The following is a 22,008-nucleotide window of genomic DNA, read 5'->3' as shown; positions in this document are numbered from 1 at the left end:
TGTAGTCAATTTTCACCACTAGAAATAACATACTTAAACATGATCTACTTACAAAATATCACTACCCATTTCCCTTAAGAAAAGTTTATAAAATGCAATTTTTTAATGCATTGATATAAAATAGAATCATCATTAGCTCAACAATATTCAACATGATCTATCATTCTAAAAACACATTTAAGAAAATATTTCTAACGACGACCATTTTATTTTCAAGCTCAATCAGCTTTGCAGAGCAATGCTTATCACCACAAAAACTGACTGAGCAAATGTATAAAAAACATTTCAGTGGGCGCAATGATGATGTAAAGCCACTGGCTTCAACAAGTATACAAAACTTAGAAAAATACCTGACAAAACCGCTGGCTAAAAAAATTGATAATGACAATAAATGCCAAACTAAAACCCAAATGCTGTGTAATTTAGAATTTGATATTTTAACCGATGCACAAGATTCACCAGAAAAACCACGCTATAACATCACCCAAGTTTCCAATACTCAAGTAAATGTCATGATTTCAGGTGTAGATTATAAAAAGAAAATTACACTAAAATTTGCACAAGAAAATGGTTGTAGCAAAATTTCAGATATTCTTTATCCTACGCATCAGTCATTAAATCATCTTTTAAAATAAAAAAATGATTTAACTTTAACAGAGCAACTTTAAATAGACGTATTGTTTTAGAACAATACATCTTGTCGACCCGGCATTTGATCTGCTGCAATTTTACCAACAGCAAACTGATATTTTAAAATATTCTTCATCGAGTCCTGTTCAACCACGCTGATTGCATCAATCACATCTTGATTTTCAGGTTCTTGCAATCTTGCGGCTTCACACCACTTAACCGCTTCAGGATAATTAAAATAATGTGGTCGATCTGCTTGGTCTGCATACAAACGTGCCAAAGCGGTCATTGCCTTAATATGCCTGTTCCATCCATGCTCGATCAATAAAGGAATGATCGTATCGCCAAGATCGGGGTAAAAACTGTAATAAAACATACGGTCAGCGTATAAATCTATAATATCGCTTTCTAACTCTTCATATTCATAAGTACCGTCTTTACGCGACTTTTCCAAACCGATTCTGGTTTTTTCAAAATATTCTAAACTCTGTTTCAGTAAAGGATAGGGTTGAGTTTCACTCTCTTTAATGCCTCGATTGAGGTAATTCACGCCCACGTTATACATGGCAATATAATGACCTTGCTCTGCTGCTTTGGTTGAATATTTTTTTGCAATATCAACATCGTATAAACTAGAATCTTCACGTGAATGAATATAACCACAGGTAAAACTCGGATTGACATAGCCCAAATCTGATGCACGATGCAACATATCAATCACCAGTGGATAATCCTCTGGTGCATCAAAAGGCTTAAAAACCCGATAAAAACAACAATCATCACCTTCAGGAAATTTCTTCGGCTTTTCCAGAGTCATTGCAAACTCATACCATGATTGTGATACCAAAGGATTTTTTTCTATTCCAGACCAACCATGCTGTGCGAGTAAGCCATATAAAACAGAAGCACTGGCTAGAATTTTTCGATTTGAAATCGCAATTTTTCCTAAAAAATCATTAGATCGAGCATGTTTATACCAATACTCGATTGCACGGCGTAATTCATATTCATCAAAAATATCTTCATCAACGGTATGTAAATAACATTCTAAAATCTTAGGATCAGACTCATTCAGAAGCCAATAAAAATATGCCAAACGCAAATAGATTTTGGCACGATTAGCATCACTGAGTGGACGTTTCAATAAGTCTTGCGCGATTTGAATATGCTTTTTGATTTCACCGGTTTGCTCACTCGAATAACTATCTTCTACCGAGTCATACCACATCACAAAATTGAGTTCATTCTTTTCAATTTCTGAAAAATGCTGACACCAATCTGATTGAATAAATCGAGTAATGGCTTCATAGCTATAGCCCCATCGTGGCAATAGATAGAAACAATAGTCAATTGCTGCAACCAATCCAAACTTTGATTGATCTATAAAAACTTTTAGCCAAAGCGCAGATGCTTTTTGTGGTAAATCCAGCGAATCTCTAAGCTCAATATACGGTACGAGCAATTCAGGAATTTGCTCAGGCAATTGCAATGCTAAGTCTGCGTGTAAACCACTTAAAGCAGCCAACTCTTTATAAGAAGGTTTGATAATATGTCTTAAATTTTGTGGCGTTTTTTGTTTGGTGAACCATTTTTCAAACCACTGCGGCTCGTCCAATCGTGCTGCTGTATTTAATAAATGAATTGCGACAGACCAGCAATCACTTGAAAAAGTTAAAGCTTGCATCGCAGTAACATACACTTGCTTCTGTGCCTCTCTTGCACAGTCCCACATATCTTCAGTGACTTGATTTGCCCAAGTTCCACCACGATACTCGGCAGACCAAAATCCCCAGTAACGTACTTTCATCAAATAAGGATAAATACTTTCAGGATATGCTTTCGACCAATCCTCGATATGTTTCAGCGCCAAAGGCCCTTGATTTAGAAACATTTCATGAAACATACGATAGGCAAAATTGAACCAATCATGTTCCCATTGTAAGGCTGTTTTACCGCTACGATCATGCCAAAGCTCAGTAAAATATTTTTCTAATTCAGCAAATTGTCTATTTTCAAGTAAACCAAAAGGATATTTTTGATCTTTACGAAAAGCCTCATGCACATATTCTGCTTTGATCATGATGACGCTCCTACAACTACTGCATTAGAATGATTTTGTTGTGTCATTAAATCATTTTGAAGTCGTGATCGTTTTAATTCAGGGAATAATTCTAAATGCCAATCCAGTGATTTCCAATTACAACTTGAACTTTCTAAATAGCGATCCACTTCATAACGTGCTGATTTATCATAACTCTGATGATCAGAGTGCTTGATAATCAAATCAATTTCACGCCCTTGTGCATAATACTGCCCCATTTCTTTCCAACTCTCACAGCAATCTTGAATAATCTGTGCAGAGGCTAAAATATACTGCCAAGCTTCATCTTCTTTGATGTAATCAAACTGATGGAGTAAGCGCATGGTGACAATTTTCTGAATATGCGCATAGACCAATACATCCCGATAATAAGGACGCTCATGTTTATTTAAGTCGTACCATCCATGAAAATCCCCCACATAGAAATAATCTTTAAAGAAGTATTCAATACTGGTCAGACGCTCAATTTGGCTATCATTTTCCAGTTTTAATAACTGATCTAAATGTTTCTTAAACTTTGCTTCATCATTTTTAAAATCATCAAGTTGTAAGCTGTCTACATCATCATGCGAGATTTTATTTCTCGCATAGATCAAGTCCCCAGTCGCCAATGCCCATCTTTTTCTCGGATCAGCATTACTTTTAAGGAAAGGCATGGCAGGAATCGCAAAGATCACCATTAAAATTTTAAAAATCCAACCCACTAACGGAATTTGACTGAGTACTGCAAGTGCAAGAAAGACCAAGTAAAAAGGTAAAAGAATTAAATGAATCAAAATATGCATACTTTTCTTTTCAGCAAATTCGAGTGGAATATTTAATTTCCGTTGATCAAATGCGACATCAGTAAAGGCTTTGACTTGCTCAATCAATTGACTTTGTGGTTCGAGAATAAATTCTTCACGCTTGGTTGCAATCATCATCCATTGCAAAACTTTAGATTGCTTATCACACAATTCCATAAGGTTCGGATCATGCATCACAATCCCTTCAACTTGTACCTCATTATCCAGTTCATAGAAATAAAAATAAGGCTTTTCAGTTGAAGCCGTTTTTATTTTAGCTTCAACTTTAACTTTGATTTCATTCGATTCGTCATTCGGCTCACTTTCCGCAACCAACTCAGGCTGATAAAGAATCCCCATACGCGCACAGTCTGAGTTTTGATTATTCTTCGGTTGAATCAAGTTCAGGAACAATAAAACATCGTCTGCATATTTTTTGACAGGAACTTCGTTCTGTTTCCCTTTAATTTGTTCAATGCACCAATCCTCACCATCCCACTCTAAACTGATGGTGACATGAGGTTTGTTTAGCTTATCTCGCAAGCTGAAATAGCGAAATATTCCTTGTTCTTTTTGGGTCACATAAAACTCTGCATACCCACCAGTTAAATCTTTAAGATGATCAAATTGCCCTAAGCAATGCTGCATATAGCGTGATTCAAATGCCAACTCTTGACGAAGCAATTGCCCCATGGCATTAATTTCAACAAAACGCCCCGTACTCACAGTTAAAATATCTGTGAGTGCATTTTCATTACTGTCCCATTTGCCTTTTTCCAAACGCTTTTTCATAAGTTCATGATCTTTATGCCAAGCCTCTAAGACTTGGTCATAGGTCATTTTCATGAATTTCCCTTTTAAATTACTCTTTAAACGTGAATTAAAAAATTCAAGAATCGGTTTCTCTAAAGCCAAAATTTGCTCGTGTAATGGGTCAACATAGAGCATCTGACTTTCGGGCTGTTGTTCTAATTTTTTTAGAAACCAAGTAGGGATTGGCTGGGGTAATTGGCAAATTTTCCATGCAGACACTGAGTTGACATGAAAGACTGGATTGAATTGTTTAATCACAAATTCAAAGAATTTTTTTTCTAACCATTGCGTAATTTCAGGGTCATCATTTCGTTTTTGGCTACGCTCAACAATGGTTTTTTTAACTTCTGGCGCATTGACAATATCACGTGTTTCCATTGTATTCCATTTTAAAATTATATATTTATGACTGTTTTTATAAATATTATTGATAAAAACATTCAAACTTGCTGGATGTTTAATTGACTTATTCTATAACAAAATCTACCCAATAAACTAGAATTTAACGTGTTTATAATTTCGCTATGATATGATTTTATAAAATTCAAAATATCGTTCATTATGAAAAAAATCGTGGTCTTTTCAGGTGCAGGTATGAGTGCTGAAAGTGGCATCAGCACTTTTCGTGACAGTAATGGTCTTTGGGAAAATTACGATATCCAAGATGTTGCTACACCTGAAGCTTGGCATCGTAATCCTGAGCTCGTTCAACGTTTTTATAATGAACGACGAAAGAATATTTTAGAAGCCCAACCGAACAAAGCGCATCAAATCATTGCTGATTTAGAACAATATTTTAATGTAACTGTAATTACCCAAAACATTGATGACCTACATGAACGTGCAGGAAGCGAACATGTGATTCATTTACATGGCAATATTCGTTTGGCAAAAAGTTCAAAAGCAAATGCACAATACAGTACTGAATTTTATCCAATAAAAGGCTGGGAACTCAATTTAGAAAATGATAAATGCCCTGATGGCTATGCTTTACGCCCTCATGTGGTTTGGTTTGGCGAAGCTGTTCCCGCCTATGAGGATGCTGTTCAAACCATTCAAGATGCTGATATTTTTATCGTGATCGGCTCAACTCTGACAGTATATCCTGTTGCAGGTTTGATTCATGAAATACCTTCAACATGTGAAGCCTATTATATCGACCCACACGCCAGTTATGACCGTGTCCCACAGCAATATCAATGCTTAAAAATGAATGCGACTGAGGGCATGCAACAACTGTTTGAACGTTTTATTGCAAAATAAAACCCAACCTTACCGATTCACTTGATCAGTAAGGTTGCTATCTCATATTTAGATGAAATCAATGCGCTTTCAATCCATCAAACTTTATTCACCTGAAGGGTTTGATTTGTTATTTTGATCTGATTGATGGTCTTTAGGATAATCAGATTTCAAAGAATCATTAAATAATTTATTCAATAACGGCTTGAATAAGCGATACAGAATAATTAAGACCAAAATGATTAAATACAGTGGCCAAATTGTAATGAGAATCACCAACAAATCTAAAATAAAGTGCCAACCATATTGCACACCATCCCAAGCACGTTTCCAGAAACTATCTCCATTTAAACGCGCCACTGCATCTACATCGACATCTAAACTTTCACGCACCATCGCAGGCTGTTTAATACTGATACTAATGGTACTAAAACGCACACGGTCTTGAACTTCAAGTTGAGTTAAACGGGCAATTTCATTGAGTTCGGTACGTCTAGTATCGCTTGGCACGGTCTGTGTTTGTGCCATTTTTTCTTCTAAAAGCTTTAATTCAAAACGTTTTGCTGAATATTGTTGTTGATTTAAAAAGAACATTAAAGGCAAAAGTTGATTCACATAAACTGCTGCTTTATCACTTGGAACACGAACAATAATTTCAGCATGCGGATTTACTTTTTCAAAAACTCGGATTTTTCCATCACCAATTTTTTGCGTCTGAGTGTCCATCACATCAAAATTAATATTCTTTTGCTCGATAAATCCACCTGCTTGAAAGGTTAACTTGTCGATTTCCAAAGCTGTTTTAACGACATCTTTTGCCGTGAAATCAACTTGCGCTTCACGTACCATTCGGCGTGCTTTTTCTGCATCACTCACGTCTGTGGTCAGAATTGTTTCAGGCTTCTGCTCTGTTACAGGTGTTGTATTGGGATTACTTGGTGAAGCAGCATCTGCGACAGCCTGATCCGCTGCTTGTTTCGCATTTTGTACATCTTGTGAAGCAACTTCAACGCTTGAATTTGTCGCACTATCCGCACTCGCTTCTTCTGCTTTTTTTGAGCATCCTGAAATAAGGATTAAGCTTAAAACAAGTATTAAATGTTTATTATTCATCATCATATTTCTTTCGTTTGAGTTTATACGTTATAAATTTTTCTCGATTATATAGAAATTCTAATCATGTCGCTATGCAAAAAAATACAGCATCGAAATGCTGTATTGCTCAAACTCATCTGTATTTACAAAGAATGTCTACGAGAATTCACTTAACTCACCCGATCCATTTCCTCATAAGGTTGAATATCAATTTTTGAAATCATATTTTCAAAAGAGAATATTTCATCCAATTGTTCTTGGGTCATTAAACCTTGCTCAAGTACCACCTCTTGAATGGTTTTATTCTCAGCAATACATTGTTTACCAATTTCATCACATTTTGCATGACCTAGAATCGGATCAAGTAAAGTAATAATCCCAACACTGCGCATCACAGCATCAAAACAAGTTTGTTCATTGGCAACAATGCCTTGAATACATTTCTCATCTAAAGTTTGAATACCATGCGTTAGAAGTTCAATGGATTCATTCATAGATAAAGCAATGACTGGCTCCATCACATTCAGCTGTAATTGCCCTGCTTCAGCTGCAAAAGTAATGGTGAGATCATTACCTATCACTTTAAATGCAATTTGATTGACCACCTCAGGAATCACGGGATTCACTTTTGCAGGCATGATCGATGAACCCGCTTGTAATTCGGGTAAGCGAATCTCCCACAAACCGGTTCGAGGTCCAGAACTGAGTAAGCGTAAATCATTACAGATTTTAGAAAGCTTAACAGCTAAACGCTTTAACGTACTTGAAAGAATAATGAATACACCACAATCACTGGTTGCTTCAACATAATCCTCTGCACCAGTTAAATCTAGACCTGTAATTTCTTTTAAATTATCACTCACTTGCGCTGCATAACCATGAGGCGTATTTACCCCAGTACCAATTGCAGTTGCACCTAAGTTAATTTCCAATAGCAATGCTCGAGTTTTTTTAATCAGACGTACATCTTCTTTTAAAAGCGTCGCAAAAGCATGAAACTCTTGTCCCAAAGTCATCGGAACAGCATCTTGTAACTGGGTTCTACCCATTTTTAAAACATATTGGAACTCTGTCGACTTTAAAATCAGTGAACTAATTAAGTTATTTATTTTTTCAAATAATACATCAAAGGAATAATAAGTCGCTAAACGCAAAGCTGTAGGATACACATCATTGGTCGATTGTGATTTATTGACATGATCATTTGGATGAATAATGTCATAACGCCCTTTTGCATAACCTAATGCTTCTAAAGCAATATTAGCAATCACCTCATTGGTATTCATATTGATAGAAGTGCCTGCTCCACCTTGGTAAATATCAGTTGGAAAAGAATCTTTCCAATCCTGTGGATTTTCTATTAATTGATTACAAGCATTTTGGATGGATAAACTGATTTCTTCAGAAATTTTATTGAATTGTAAATTGGTTTTAGCGGATGCTTTTTTGACCTGAGCCAAAGCACGAATAAAATGGCTTTGTTCTCCCACCGTATGTTTGGAAATATTGAAGTTTTCCAAAGCGCGAACCGTATGAATACCATAATAACTATTTATTGGAACTTCTTTACTGCCCAATAAATCCTTTTCGACTCGCATTGTTTCTAATTGAACCGTTTCCATTTGCTTTACTCTTTTTTATATGCACTATATTTGTGCTATATCCATATTATTCTTTTTAATTCATTTCTCTATTAGCAAAAGACATCATTTGGATAGATTATTCTTATTTAAATATAGTCTAATGTTAACAATGTAACATCGTGTAAATAATCATTTTAGGGATTATTTGAGCACTTTTCTTTTATTTTAATTTTTAGTTTTTCTTATAAAATTATGTATTTTTTCGATTGTATCTAAATGTACAATTGGATACATAAACCACCATTATTTACATTAGAACCCAAACAGCGATTTTTTTTATTTCTGTAAAGAATCAGCAAGTGAAATTAACGCTAAAAAAATAAAACTTGGAGCTTTATCTCCTTAAAGGAATGAATTGGATATGGACTCAATCAACCCCACAGTAGTGACATTTATTTTTTATATTATTGCTATGGTCTGTATAGGCTTATATGCGTATAGACGAACCACGAATTTTTCAGATTATATTTTAGGTGGACGAAGCTTAGGAAGTTTTGTTACTGCACTATCCGCAGGTGCCTCTGACATGAGTGGTTGGCTCCTGATGGGGCTACCTGGTGCAATCTATATCACGGGGCTATCTGAATCTTGGATTGCGATTGGCTTGATTATCGGTGCATGGTTAAATTGGTATTTGGTCGCTGGACGCTTACGTGTCCATACAGAAATTCAAAATAACGCTTTGACATTACCCGATTATTTCACCAGTCGTTTTGCAGATAAAAAGAAAGTGCTTCGTATTATCTCGGCTTTGGTAATTCTCATTTTCTTCGGGATCTACTGTGCTTCTGGCATGGTGGCGGGTGCTCGTCTATTTGAGAGTATTTTCGCAATGGATTACTCGACGGCTTTATGGGTAAGTGCAATTGCAACGATGAGCTATGTCTGTATCGGCGGTTTCCTTGCAATCAGCTGGACAGATACTTTCCAAGCTGGCTTGATGATTTTTGCTTTGCTTCTCGCACCAATTATGACTTTCCTTGCGGTAGGTGATTTAACTACTGTGAATCACTTAATCGAATCTGTTCGCCCTCATGCAGCAAATATGTTCCAAGGTGTTAGTGCTATCGCCATTATTTCATCCATGGCTTGGGGCTTAGGCTATTTTGGTCAACCACATATTCTTGTGCGTTTTATGGCAGCAGATTCAGTTAAGTCTATTCCGAATGCCCGCCGTATCGGTATGGCTTGGATGATTCTATGCTTAGGTGGTGCTGTTGCAATTGGTTATGTGGGTATCGCTTACTTTGCAGCAAACCCAGATATTCCTGCTGCTGCCATCGTGGCAAAAAATCCAGAAACCGTATTTATGGAATTAACCAAAATCCTCTTTAATCCATGGATTGCAGGTGTTGTTCTGGCTGCGATTTTAGCGGCAGTAATGAGTACCTTGAGCTGTCAATTACTCGTATGTTCAAGTACATTGACTGAAGATATTTATAAATCATTTATCCGTAAAACTGCATCACAAAATGAGTTGGTATGGGTGGGTCGTTTAATGGTATTGGCAATTTCAGTATTGGCAATCCTTTTAGCATTCAACCCTGAAAGTAAAGTACTCGGTTTAGTGGCTTATGCATGGGCTGGTTTTGGTGCAGCTTTTGGACCATTGATTATCTTGTCAATTTTCTGGAAACGTATGACGTTGAATGGTGCGATCATTGGGATTATTGTCGGTGCAGTGACCGTTATTCTTTGGAAAAACACCATGGCGCATACAGGACTATATGAAATTGTACCAGGCTTTATCCTATCTTTCATCAGTATCATAATCGTAAGTTTAATGGGTAAAGCACCTGAACAAGAAGTCATTGATCGTTTTGACCACGCTGAACAAGTGTATGATCATGAGATGAAAAATCTTTAATATCGGTAATAAATTAAATCTTTAATTTTATAGTTACCATTAAAAAACCTCTCCTGAGCCAATCAAGAGAGGTTTTTTAATATTTTGAATGTTAAAAAATATTCTACTTTTTTGCTTTTGCCTTAAAATTTAAATGCAACTGTCCACTGTCTTTAATCACTTCCATCACAGGATAACTTCGGGTTTCTTTCACACCAGGCAACTGCCATAGTACTTGCCCAGAAATACGGCGAAACTCCTCCATATCTGCACAACGAATTTTCACTAGAAAGTCAAAGCCACCACTAATCATGTGACAAGCCATGATTTCAGGGTATTGCACCACAGCATCCGAGAATTCATCCAAAGCATTTGGCGTAGTTTTATCCAAAAGTATTTCAACAAAAACGACAAAATTTGCCCCTAACATTTTAGGATTAAGCTTCGCCTCATAGCCAAGAATATAACCTTCTGCTGTGAGCTTTTGCACACGTGCAAGCGCAGCCGTTGCCGATAAGTTCACTTCTTCAGCCAATTTAATATTGGAAATTTTGGCATCTTTTTGCAGTATTTCTAAAATCCGAATATCTATTCGATCTAGGTTTAAATACGCACCTTCCATAGCATAATTCTCTAAATATTATTCAAATTATAGTGAGTTATTCACCAAATATTCTGTAATCATAAATTATATAAGGCGAAATGCTCAACAAAAATTTTCAAGTCACAGGATGTTGGCAATGAATATGAATTCACCACAAAATTTAGACTCCCATACAAATTTGAATACGGAATCTATTCAAGATTTTGCACCAAGCTTAGATTACATCACTGAGTTTAAAGATAAGTCTGATTTAGAAGATGCAATCAATACGGCTTGGCGTCGCTCTGAACCTGAATGCGTGGAGAATTTACTTGATCACAGCCAAATGTCCGAAGAGCTGAATCAAAAAATTTATGACATTGCTTTTAATCTAGCGCATAGCTTACGTGACCGTAAAAGTTCATCAGGCAAAGCAGGTATTGTGCAAGGCTTGTTGCAAGAGTTTTCCTTATCATCACAAGAAGGCATTGCCTTGATGTGTTTGGCAGAAGCCTTACTGCGTATTCCTGACAGTGCAACCCGTGATTTATTAATCAAAGATAAAATTAACCAAGGCAACTGGAAAGATCATTTAGGTCAAAGTAATTTGATGTTCGTGAATGCTGCAGCGTGGGGTTTAATGCTGACAGGCAAGCTCATGGAAACCCCAAAACAGAATAGCCTTTCTGGTATTTTGACCTCTCTTCTCGCACGTACAGGTAAAGGCGTCATCCGTAAGGCTGTCGATGTGGCGATGCGTATGATGGGTGAACAGTTTGTCACAGGTGAAACCATCGAAGAAGCTTTGGATAATGCCAAAGTGCTTGAAGATAAAGGCTTCCGTTATTCTTATGATATGTTGGGTGAAGCTGCTTTAACTGAACATGATGCAGATCGTTATTTTGAAGATTACACCCAAGCCATTCATGCCATTGGTAAGGCTTCAGCAGGCAAAGATGTATATTCTGGACCTGGTATCTCGATTAAGCTTTCTGCATTACATCCACGCTATCAACGTTCACAAATCGCCCGTGTTCACGATGAACTCTATCCGCGTATTTTAAATCTTGCACTTTTAGCCAAAACCTATGACATCGGTTTAAATATTGATGCTGAAGAAGCAGATCGCTTAGAACTCTCTTTAGAGCTACTTGAACGTTTGTGCTTTGAACCGCAATTGGCGGATTGGAAAGGCATCGGCTTCGTCATTCAAGCTTATCAAAAACGTTGTTTCTATGTGGTTGATTATATAATTGACCTTGCAAAACGTAGCCAAAAACGTTTAATGATTCGTTTGGTGAAAGGTGCTTACTGGGACAGCGAAATTAAAAAAGCACAAATTGATGGTATGAGTGACTACCCTGTTTTCACACGTAAAGTGCATACCGATTTGTCTTATATTGCTTGTGCAAAAAAACTATTGGCTGCACCTGATCAAATCTATCCTCAATTTGCGACACATAATGCGCAAACCCTTGCCACGATTTACCAATTGGCAGATCCACAAAAATATTATACAGGTCAATATGAGTTCCAATGCTTACACGGCATGGGCGAACCGCTTTATGAACAAGTCGTAGGAAATGTTGCTGATAATAAACTTGGAATCCCTTGCCGAATTTATGCCCCAGTCGGTAATCACGAAACCCTCCTCGCTTATTTAGTACGCCGTTTATTGGAAAATGGCGCAAATACCTCTTTTGTTAATCGTATTGCAGATAAAAGTATTCAAATTGATGATCTCATTGAAGATCCAATTCATGAAATCATGCAAACTGCACAAAAAGAACAAGCCGTAGGTTTAAAACATCCTGCGATCCCTTTGCCTCAAGATTTGTATCAAGGCATTCGACAAAACTCTAAAGGTTTAGATCTTGCTGATGATAGCGAATTGACTGAATTAAACCGTATCGCTCAACAGTATTCTTCTCATCAATGGAACAGTGCTAGCCTCGTTGATCATCTTGATATTCAAGATTTATCAGAAAGTAATGCAGTTGAAATCCGTAATCCATCGAATCATAAAGACCTCGTTGGGTATGTCATCGAAGCAGAAACCGCACAAGTTGACTTGGCTTTAGAAAATGCACATCAAGCATTAGAGGATTGGAAAAATACCTCGAAAGACGTTCGTGCAGACTTACTGTTGAAAGCTGCGGATTTGATGGAAGCACGTATTCATGAGTTGATGGTTTTATTAAACCGTGAAAGTGGTAAAACCTATAGCAATGCCATTGCAGAAGTCCGTGAAGCTGTGGATTTCCTACGTTATTATGCAGCCCAAGCAAAAGCGATTGATCATAATACTGTCATAGAACCATTAGGAACTATTTTATGTATTAGTCCTTGGAACTTCCCATTGGCAATTTTTTCGGGACAAATTTCGGCAGCTTTGGTTGCTGGAAATACCGTGATTGCAAAACCTGCGGAACAAACGCCATTGATTGCAGCACAAGCCATTCAAATTTTATGGGAAGCTGGCATTCCTAAATCAGTCGTTCAACTTTTACCTGGTCGTGGTGAAACTGTTGGCGCCAAACTCAGCCAAGATGAACGTATCCAAGGCATTATGTTCACAGGTTCTACCGAAGTTGCCAAAATTTTACAGAAAACTGTTGCCCAAAGACTGAGCCCATCAGGACAGCCAATTCCATTGATTGCCGAAACAGGTGGTCAGAATGCCATGATTGTGGATTCATCAGCATTGACTGAACAAGTCGTGATTGATGCGGTGAATTCAGCCTTTGATAGTGCGGGTCAACGTTGTTCTGCCCTGCGTGTACTCTGTGTGCAAGAAGACAATGCAGCGACATTAATTAAAATGCTCAAAGGTGCAATGCAACAGTTGAAAATCGGCAATCCGATTTTATTAAAAACCGATATTGGTCCTGTGATTGATCAAGAAGCACAGCAAAATATTCAAAAACATATTGAAATGATGCGTAGCAAAGGTTATCCAGTCCATCAACTTGCAGATAATACCCCGACATCTGACTTGAATGCGGGTACATTTATTGTTCCAACCCTGATTGAACTACCGAATTTAAATGATTTAAAGCGTGAAGTCTTCGGTCCAGTCTTGCATGTGATCACCTATAAATATGGTGAGTTAAAACAACTTTTAGAGCATATCAATTCTAAAGGTTATGGTTTAACGATGGGTTTACATACCCGTATTGATGAAACCATTCAAACCACGATTGAGCATGCGGAAGTTGGAAATCTCTATATTAATCGCAATATTGTCGGTGCAGTCGTAGGGGTACAACCGTTTGGTGGTGAAGGTTTATCAGGCACAGGCCCTAAAGCAGGTGGTCCAATTTATCTATATAAATTGATGCAACATACCACATTGCCACTACAACCTTTTGGCACTGTAAAAACGCTTTCCACACGAAATACAAAAAATTCTGAAATTTATGAATTATTTGAAAAATGGGTGCAGCAAAACCATGCTCAAATTCAATTACAGCCATATCCATCCCCGATCGCATTGTATGAGTTACCTGGACCTACAGGTGAATCTAACCAATATCAAATTGTGGCACGTCAACGTATCTTGGCGATTGCAGACAATGAAACTTCGCTACTCGATCAATTCAATGCAATCTTAAGTTTAAATGCGCAAGCCATCATTTTGAGTGACAATTCACTTGCCTTGAAAATGATTCAGTCTATGCCTCAAGCTTTAAAACAAAAATTCACGATGATCAATGATTTAATCACTGGTGAATTTGATGCAGTCTTACACCAAGGCTCTCAACAAAGTTTGCAAAATACTCAAGCAATGGTTGCACAACGCCAAGGTGCTATTGTAGGAATTACCCATTGTCATGATGTAAATGGGCAAATTCCACTTGAACCACTATTGATTGAACGTGCAATCAGCATCAATACAGCTGCTGCCGGTGGTAATGCAAGTTTGATGACACTAGATAGTTAAGAGTTCATTGACGTTCTAAAGTAAAAAAACATCACATTTACACCGTATTACCCAAGCTTTTTGAATGAGAAGCTTGGGTATTTTTAATGCCCTTGCAATCCACAAATATTATTCAATTTTTTATAAAACTTCTTTGAATTAACTCATTTTTTATGTCTATCAATTTTTGCTGATTTTCAGATTTAAAACCTTCCATCAACCATGCACCATCGGCAGCATAGCGTAACAATTGTAAATTCATATCCTGATCAGTCGCTTGATGTCGTACCAAACGTTGCGCCAACCACTGGTTCCATTCTGCACAAAAAGCCTGATCTGAAATAAACGTTAGACACAAAGCTGACCACACTGAACCGATCCCAAAATTCTCACTTGTTAATGTCAGCTCAATATAAGCACGTGTAAAACAACCATATTCAATCGTTTTCGTTGCTAGATATTTTTCAACTTCATCATCTAAAGTATGCATTGCACTGCTGATCATTGCCGTAATTAAGCTTTGTTTATTGGGGAAATGATGAAACACGCCCCCCTTTGTCACATTTGATAAATCTGCTACAGCCTGAATAGATACACCTTGCATACCACTTTCTGCGGCAAGTCGCATGGTATTTTGCAAGATAAGTTGTCGAACTTTTTCCGGCTCTTTTTTACGTTGATGCGCGTTGCTGATCTGAGTCAAATTAATGCCCTGCGGTAGTTGAAAATAAATTAATTACGATAACACCTGAAATAATCAAAGCAATACCCATCATCGCAGCAAGATCAAGACTTTGTTTAAATACAATAAATCCTAAAAATGCTGTCAATACAATACCAACACCCGCCCAAATTGCATAAGTAATTCCCAATGGAATGACTTTCACCACTTGTGATAACAAGTAAAAGGCGATGCTATATAACACCAAAACGGTTAAAGACGGCACTAATTTAGTAAAACCTTCTGATTTTACAATAAATGTAGAACCAATCACCTCTGAAACAATAGCAAATGCTAAGAGTAGATATGCAGTTAAAATAGGATTCATGAATAACTCAAAATAAAGATACCAACCAAGTGGTATGTTAATATATTCTAGCTAAAATTTAAAATTAATTTCGATATGATATAAATATTTCTTAATAATAAATGTAAATCTATGATAATTATATTTTTTGAAAACAAAAAAGTGAAATATTTTTCAATATTTCACTTTTATAGATCCTGCTTTTACTTTGCCATCAAGCTGGACTTACAATGTAAAAGAAAGAAATGATAGCAATCAATACAAATACAGCGAGAACCAAATAAGTATTTAACGTATTGAAACTTTTTAAAAAATTTAAAATTTCCATTTTTTATTTTTCACAAAAAAACCAGACATTATAATAATATAATTTGTCCAACTTTGTAAGAACATTAAGTTAAATTAAATTTATAAAACATTTTTAAGAGTGACTTTTTGTATCAAAATCTGCTGATAAAAAACTGAAAATCACAGTAAAGAATTATCATTATCAAATGATAAATATTATCATAATATTGATTATATTTACTTATTTTTCAAAAATCATAATAATCTAATAAAAATAGAATCAAACAAAAAGTATGCCAACTGTTTTATATTTATTAATTATTCTTAACAAATAATTTTATTCGTAAATAAAGAAGTATCCGCTTTCTTTAAATTCAAATCATAATTTAATTATTGGTAAAAATGTGCACAATCTCGTATAAACCGAGATAAATTCAACTTAACAATTTGAACTCATTTTTTTCGATATGTATCTCCATTTTGTTTATTTAAACAAAAGATTTTAAATTAAAATTAAATAATTTGATGGATAACTCTTATCAATATTTTATTATTTTTTTCATAAAAAATTTAGACTCTCTTCCCTGAGATTAATTTTAATAAAAAAATCAATTGTTTATTTTTTAAACAAAACTATCGAACTTCAAAATAATGTTTTTCTGTCACTACTTTAATTTTGATATTTTTATAAAAGCGGAGTAATGGATCATTTGGGTCTTTCTTGAGCGCATCAGCGAATTTATCTTCATGCATCAATTGTGCATAAGTCTTATAACCGATTTCTAATACAGAAGGTTCCTTACCCTCAAGTTGGTAATCTTCAATACGCTTATTGATTTTCTTGACACTAATTTCCATCACAGCCTCCATAAATCTCTTTTTTTTATAACATTGTTTTATGACATTTATATTTAAATAACACAGTAATTTGACTTTCGAATTTTTATTACATCAATCTAATAATTAGTAAATATTTATTAAGAGAATTCAAATAAATTATTCAGATGAACATTTTACCTTATGATGAAATCCCTTTCGATCTACTCCAAAATAAAGCTAATAATTAAACCTTCGCAATTTGCTGATGTAAACTTTGTAAAAAGATATCAGCCTCTGCTTTAGTTTCACATTTCTTGTGATACGTACCATTAGCTTTATAATTATGCGGAGTATATTCAATATCTATAGAAAAATTTTGTGTAATCATGTTTTTAGAAACATGTACAGCAATGATATGAATTGAATTTAGGTAAAAACCATCTTCTATTTTAACCAACATTTTACAACCTCGAACTGATCACACAGGAAGTTAAAACAAAAAAGCCCATCACAGGATGATGAGCTTATTGTTTAAATAATTTAAACCGTATTGTACATTAATTTAGCTAAAATTGATTTTTTTTGATTGTTTTTTATCTACGACATCCCCCCAATCTATGCTTTTTTTACAATATCTTTAAAAAACATAACTCAATTTTATTGTTTGACAATTTGCTCTCTTTTTCCAACATATCGATGCTAAATTAATAGCGTGATACAAATCACAAAATTATTTTCTAATGATTTATTATGCTTTATTTTATGGAGGCTTTCTCTATGAATTATTTGATTATTTTAAACTCTTCACACGATTACCATTTTGATGAAGTTCATAAAATCATCCAAAATTATGATTCATCTATCCGCGTAAATACCTCAACTTGGCTAGTGAATACAATCTATGATGCTAAAATCATTCGTCAACATTTATCCAATATTTTAGGAATAAATGATTCACTCCTTGTTTTTAAAGTTGATCATGAACACTCTTTTGCCAATGAATTAGATTTAAATGATTGGATGGAGGAAATGGAACAGAAAACTGTATTAAGTCCTTAAATTGATAATTCATTCAAAACAATTGGTAAAAGCAAATAAAAAGCTACTCCGTTTATAGAAGTAGCTTATCAATTTCATATTAGCTAATCAGTTTTATGAATGTATTAAACACTCAGCATACTACTGAGAGTTTCAATTCCAAGAATGATATAAATCATTGAAATTAATTGTTTTTGTTCATTGAAAAAATTCTACCTGCAAAATTCCTGCAAAATAAAAACAAAACTCAAGCATAAACGATTAGTTTGATTGATGTTTTTGACTATCATCTAAAACTAATTTTAGCAGTTTGATGTTATGCATAAACTGCCTCCAAAAACAATTCTTTTTCTTTTTTGATTCTTCGGAATATCTAATGAAATTTATAATTCATAGATATTCCGTGAAACCAATAAATAGTAGAAATTATATCGATAAATTTTTCTGATAAGTTCCTGCCAACCAATCAAAACTCTTCACGCATTCTTCTAATGCTTGTTTCTTGGTGGGCTTTACAAACCACCATGCCACAAACGCACCATCTTTAAAATTGTCGTTGACTCTATAATACATCGTCGGGTTTAGTTTCTTGATCGAATCACCAAACTCTCTCCACCATTCGCGCACCCAAATCATATGAGTTGCCAACGCATGTAAGTTTTGTAATTCAGCTTCACTAAATTGTTTCTTTTCAGCATTACTGTATAAAGCAATCAAATGGTGAACATATTCCACGGCGACAGGTATCACATCGTAAGGGATGTCTTCGATATGTTCTACATTGAAACGCTGATGTACTAGCTTATAAGCATCGCTATAGTTTAAATGCTTCGTTTTAGCCACAAGCATATTCACAGCGTTGGTTAATGGCTCTCGTTCAGACTTGTGCGTTTTGGCTACATGTGCACCAGCCTCCTTATCCAAAATATCAAGTACCCATTTGCGGAATGCTTTGGCGACTGGTGTGCGGGCAAACATAGCTACAAGGTGACAACCGCGCAAACTAAATATCCGCACGCCCAAATTGGGCGTATGAGGATTATCAATAACTTTAGTCATTTTAGAAGTAAATTCATCAGCTTTACGATTAAAGATCTGAGTTACTTTATCTAATCGTGAATATCCAAGCATTCGAGCCAGTTCAGATGATGTTATCCAAATTTGATCATCATTCTGATTAACTGGATTAAAATTCATGTCATTAAATGATAGACTGTTCATGTCTAATCTCCTTGCAGGGTTTAGATAGAAAGCCCCTCCTTCCGCCAAGTTGTAGGGGCTTTTTTTGAACTTTTTAATCTTCCATACCCTCAATCTGAGGTTATGGATGTTTTGGTTCAAATTTAAACCAAAATTAAACCATTGTGGTTCACATGTCAATCTGTTAAATTACTTCCAATCGACAAATGGAGTTTTTTTAAATGACTGAAGACGCACAACTCAAAATTCGATTATCACAAGAGTTGAAATCTATTTTGGAAGATAGATCTAAATCAAATAACAGAACAATGAATGGTGAAATAGTAAATATCTTGGAACAAGCTTTATTAAAGTCCAAAGCCAACTCTGGGCGTTCTATTTACTTCAATGATATAAATTGCATTGAAGACTATCCGAAAGAACCTCTTCATGAGCGAACTGCACGTGTTGAAAGCACGATTTCAGAGGTTTTTTACAGAAATCCACAATATCAACTTATTAATATTGAAACCTTGAATGATGGAAAGAAGATACGCTATTGGTACTCTATTCCTAGAAGTGAAAGTTTTAGGGATTAAAAAAGCACCGTGAGGTGCTTTTTTAACTTTGGAATTAATTTCCAACATATGCAGTATCATGAATTTCTTTAAATATAGGTAAAATTCTCTGCTCAATTTTAGCTTTTTTTAATCGGTTAGAAGTAGGTAATATCTTATTTTCTATATTTTCAACAACTTTATCAATCCATTGCTTTTCTTTCGGATAAACAGGGTTTTGAATTATAAGTTTATAGCGCTTTCTCAATGCACTTAAAATAATAACTAGATCTGATTTAGATAAATCACATAAATTATTAGAAAACTTAACAGGATTAACTTTATTGAATATTGGCTGATCATAAAATAAATTATCACTTTGATTTGTTAAATTTATTCTTTGATAAAATAAATCAGGATCCTCCCTCATTAAATCCAATAATTCTACAGCCTTAGTATTCAAGTTATGCTCATATTTTCTCTCATACTCAATACTAACTTCATCTAAAAACTTATTAAAATAATCAACACCATTAGCATAAAATGCGTAGCCAGAAGCATGTTCTCTAAAATTTATATATTTCAAACTTTTAATACTTTCTTTGACTGGAATCGTTTTATAAAATGAACTTAGAGCATATTTTTTAAAAATATCTAGATCATCTTTTATAACTGATATATCCTCAAAATAAACTAACATACTAAAAGTATGTATAACATCCTCCCAATTTTCAAAATCCTCTTTTTCTAATTTTGATTTAGCTTGTTCAATTAAAATATCAAACTCTAACTCATTCATATCATAAAAATCCATTAGTTGATACCAGATTGGTTTCTCAACTTTCGCTCTATAATAGTTTTCATCGAGCTCACTATTTATTAATAATTCATCAATAATATTATTAACAATAATATTATTCCATGTATTTGTTTTTAAAATATAACTATCATTTTTATCTAAACTATATTTAGATAGAAATTTTTCAAATGTTAATTTATTATTAGTGACATCATCTTCAGAACTTTTATCCTTAAATTTTAAAAACCCATCCGAGAAACCTGAATTTCTATATTCAAGGGATAATATTAAAAAGTATTTTAATATTAATTCAAAAATATCACTTTCATCTTTAAAAAATTCAGGCTTGTAGAATCTAACAAATTCTCTAATTGTTTGTTTAAGTGTTCTTATATTTCTATAATCAGATAAGTTATAAATTTCAATAATTAAATCTACCTTTTTCTTAAGTATATGCTTCACATCTAGCCTAGGAAGTTCTTCTATAAAGCTTATTAAAGCATTCGTTGCATCACCATGGAAAGCAAAGGTTGTACCAACTAATTTTTCTTTCTCATTATCATATTTGTTGTAGTTATCATTTTTTTTGATTTCATTTTCGTTTCCAAGAATTATAGCTTTAGAATTAGTATGTTCAACAAAATAATTAATATAACCAAGTATTTCTGCTATAGGCATTTGGCATCTTTCAAGATCATCAAATATTAGTATTAATTTTTCTCCATCTTTTAAAGCCGAATTGACATCAAGGTTAGGGATTGAAATTGAAAGTGATGTATTTTTCTCACCACCATCCGTTAGATCAATTTTTGTTGATGCTTTTACTAATCCTGCTGCAATTTTTCCAAAAAATTTTGTTGCTCTATGACTTAATATAGGGTGAAGAGCACAAAATATTTCATCATCTATCGCATCTTTTTTTGAAATACCATTTAAACTTATATAAACTACTCTTTTAAATCCTTTTTGTTTTAGTTTTTCTTCTACTCTTCTAATAAACCACGTCTTCCCAGATCCCCAACTTCCATTAATCAATACGGCATAATCATTTAAACTATCGTCACAATAGTAATCTAAATATTCTTCAATATGCTTATTTGGTTCTGAAATAAAATCTGACACTAGTAACTCTCTGAATTCTGGTTTATTAAAAAAATACAATTTCTTAAAGATCTCAAACATATTTTAATTTCTTTGTAGGTTTACAAATACTAAAAAGAAAAGCCACCCAAAACTTATAAACCTTGCTAGCTTTGAATAACCATCACGCAAAGTAAACCAAGCAAAAATATACGGCATAATCAAAATTCCAATACCCAAAAGTATTGAAACCTTTCTCTCTGTCCCAGGTATAACTGGTAAAGGTACAGATGAATTAACTTGAGACATATTCATTTGCATGCTCGGCTTTACAGGCTCACTTTTAGCAGTTTTCTTCTTTAGCTGCTTGGGGCTAAAGCTACTATATGAAAGACCAGTACCTGGTAAACCAACTGTTGTTCTTGTCCCCTTTTTGCCAAGGTTCACACGCGCTCCCTTACCACCTAGTGAAACACTCGAAATACCTTTCTTGGTAATATTTAATCGTACCCCTGGCGCGATCTTTAGACTTTTTCTAAAATTAAAACCCACGATTAACC

At 34.7% G+C, this 22,008-nt stretch carries 18 protein-coding genes; 6 read left to right on the top strand and 12 right to left on the bottom strand.

All coding sequences use genetic code 11. The annotated features are described in order from the left end of the window. Positions 1–152 precede the first annotated feature (152 nt). Positions 153–635, top strand: coding sequence for a DUF3828 domain-containing protein (locus tag EXE10_RS01770; RefSeq protein WP_130112153.1), 483 nt, complete (start codon positions 153–155; stop codon positions 633–635). Between the two features lie 47 nt (positions 636–682). Here the strand turns inward: EXE10_RS01770 and EXE10_RS01765 are convergent, their stop codons facing one another. Both EXE10_RS01765 and EXE10_RS01760 read right to left on the bottom strand, forming a co-directional pair. Further along, positions 683–2,710, bottom strand: coding sequence for a DUF4034 domain-containing protein (locus EXE10_RS01765; RefSeq protein WP_130112152.1), 2,028 nt, complete (start codon positions 2,708–2,710; stop codon positions 683–685). Continuing rightward, the gene (locus EXE10_RS01760; protein ID WP_130112151.1) at positions 2,707–4,707 is read right to left on the bottom strand and encodes a DUF1266 domain-containing protein; all 2,001 of its coding nucleotides are present in this window, start codon (positions 4,705–4,707) and stop codon (positions 2,707–2,709) included. Before EXE10_RS01760 ends, EXE10_RS01765 begins: the two co-directional genes overlap by 4 nt. A gap of 183 nt (positions 4,708–4,890) precedes the next feature. Between EXE10_RS01760 and EXE10_RS01755 the strand changes: the two genes are divergently transcribed. After that, a complete protein-coding gene (locus EXE10_RS01755; protein ID WP_130112150.1) occupies positions 4,891–5,592 on the top strand; it encodes an SIR2 family NAD-dependent protein deacylase in 702 nt (233 codons plus the stop codon). 84 nt (positions 5,593–5,676) lie between these two features. On the opposite strand, the gene EXE10_RS01750 is transcribed toward EXE10_RS01755, so the two are convergent. Further along, positions 5,677–6,684 carry a DUF4349 domain-containing protein gene (locus tag EXE10_RS01750; RefSeq protein ID WP_130112149.1) on the bottom strand — a complete coding sequence of 336 codons (1,008 nt, stop codon included), beginning with the start codon at positions 6,682–6,684 and terminating at the stop codon, positions 5,677–5,679. 152 nt (positions 6,685–6,836) lie between these two features. After that, positions 6,837–8,288 carry an aspartate ammonia-lyase gene (gene aspA / locus EXE10_RS01745; protein ID WP_130112148.1) on the bottom strand — a complete coding sequence of 484 codons (1,452 nt, stop codon included), beginning with the start codon at positions 8,286–8,288 and terminating at the stop codon, positions 6,837–6,839. A gap of 382 nt (positions 8,289–8,670) precedes the next feature. On the opposite strand from aspA, the gene putP reads away from it, so the two are divergent. Beyond that, entirely contained in the window at positions 8,671–10,176 is a 1,506-nt protein-coding gene (gene putP, locus EXE10_RS01740) for a sodium/proline symporter PutP (protein WP_130112147.1), read from the top strand. Between the two features lie 103 nt (positions 10,177–10,279). Here putP and EXE10_RS01735 read toward each other — a convergent pair whose 3' ends face one another. After that, positions 10,280–10,777 (bottom strand): Lrp/AsnC ligand binding domain-containing protein, encoded by a 498-nt coding sequence (locus EXE10_RS01735; protein ID WP_068974307.1) that lies wholly within the window; start codon positions 10,775–10,777, stop codon positions 10,280–10,282. 118 nt (positions 10,778–10,895) lie between these two features. Between EXE10_RS01735 and putA the strand changes: the two genes are divergently transcribed. Continuing rightward, positions 10,896–14,681: a trifunctional transcriptional regulator/proline dehydrogenase/L-glutamate gamma-semialdehyde dehydrogenase gene (gene putA / locus EXE10_RS01730; RefSeq protein WP_416346092.1), complete on the top strand. Its 3,786-nt coding sequence runs from the start codon at positions 10,896–10,898 to the stop codon at positions 14,679–14,681. 112 nt (positions 14,682–14,793) lie between these two features. Here the strand turns inward: putA and EXE10_RS01725 are convergent, their stop codons facing one another. The 4 genes from EXE10_RS01725 to EXE10_RS01710 form a co-directional block, all read right to left on the bottom strand. Continuing rightward, positions 14,794–15,363, bottom strand: a complete 570-nt coding sequence (locus tag EXE10_RS01725; protein WP_228255456.1) for a TetR/AcrR family transcriptional regulator — start codon at positions 15,361–15,363, stop codon at positions 14,794–14,796. Between the two features lies 1 nt (position 15,364). Continuing rightward, entirely contained in the window at positions 15,365–15,709 is a 345-nt protein-coding gene (locus EXE10_RS01720) for a DMT family transporter (protein ID WP_087551850.1), read from the bottom strand. 900 nt (positions 15,710–16,609) lie between these two features. Then, on the bottom strand, positions 16,610–16,834 hold the full coding sequence (locus tag EXE10_RS01715; RefSeq protein WP_068974309.1) for a hypothetical protein: 225 nt from the start codon (positions 16,832–16,834) through the stop codon (positions 16,610–16,612). 205 nt (positions 16,835–17,039) lie between these two features. Continuing rightward, entirely contained in the window at positions 17,040–17,255 is a 216-nt protein-coding gene (locus tag EXE10_RS01710; RefSeq protein ID WP_068974310.1) for a hypothetical protein, read from the bottom strand. Between the two features lie 317 nt (positions 17,256–17,572). Between EXE10_RS01710 and EXE10_RS01705 the strand changes: the two genes are divergently transcribed. After that, positions 17,573–17,854 (top strand): hypothetical protein, encoded by a 282-nt coding sequence (locus EXE10_RS01705; RefSeq protein ID WP_087551848.1) that lies wholly within the window; start codon positions 17,573–17,575, stop codon positions 17,852–17,854. Between the two features lie 405 nt (positions 17,855–18,259). Here EXE10_RS01705 and EXE10_RS01700 read toward each other — a convergent pair whose 3' ends face one another. Continuing rightward, the gene (locus EXE10_RS01700) at positions 18,260–19,054 is read right to left on the bottom strand and encodes a Bro-N domain-containing protein (RefSeq protein WP_130112145.1); all 795 of its coding nucleotides are present in this window, start codon (positions 19,052–19,054) and stop codon (positions 18,260–18,262) included. A gap of 200 nt (positions 19,055–19,254) precedes the next feature. Between EXE10_RS01700 and EXE10_RS01695 the strand changes: the two genes are divergently transcribed. After that, positions 19,255–19,611 (top strand): Arc family DNA-binding protein, encoded by a 357-nt coding sequence (locus EXE10_RS01695; protein ID WP_130112144.1) that lies wholly within the window; start codon positions 19,255–19,257, stop codon positions 19,609–19,611. A 34-nt stretch (positions 19,612–19,645) separates the two neighbouring features. Here the strand turns inward: EXE10_RS01695 and EXE10_RS01690 are convergent, their stop codons facing one another. Further along, complete coding sequence (locus EXE10_RS01690) at positions 19,646–21,490, bottom strand: P-loop NTPase fold protein (protein ID WP_165382977.1); 1,845 nt, start codon at positions 21,488–21,490, stop codon at positions 19,646–19,648. 63 nt (positions 21,491–21,553) lie between these two features. After that, a complete protein-coding gene (locus tag EXE10_RS22115; protein ID WP_130112142.1) occupies positions 21,554–22,000 on the bottom strand; it encodes a DUF4236 domain-containing protein in 447 nt (148 codons plus the stop codon). Positions 22,001–22,008 lie beyond the last annotated feature (8 nt).

Origin of the sequence: Acinetobacter sp. WCHAc060033 (genome assembly GCF_004209125.1) — a bacterium.
Lineage (GTDB): Bacteria > Pseudomonadota > Gammaproteobacteria > Pseudomonadales > Moraxellaceae > Acinetobacter > Acinetobacter wuhouensis.
This window is presented reverse-complemented; position numbering and strand designations above follow the sequence as displayed.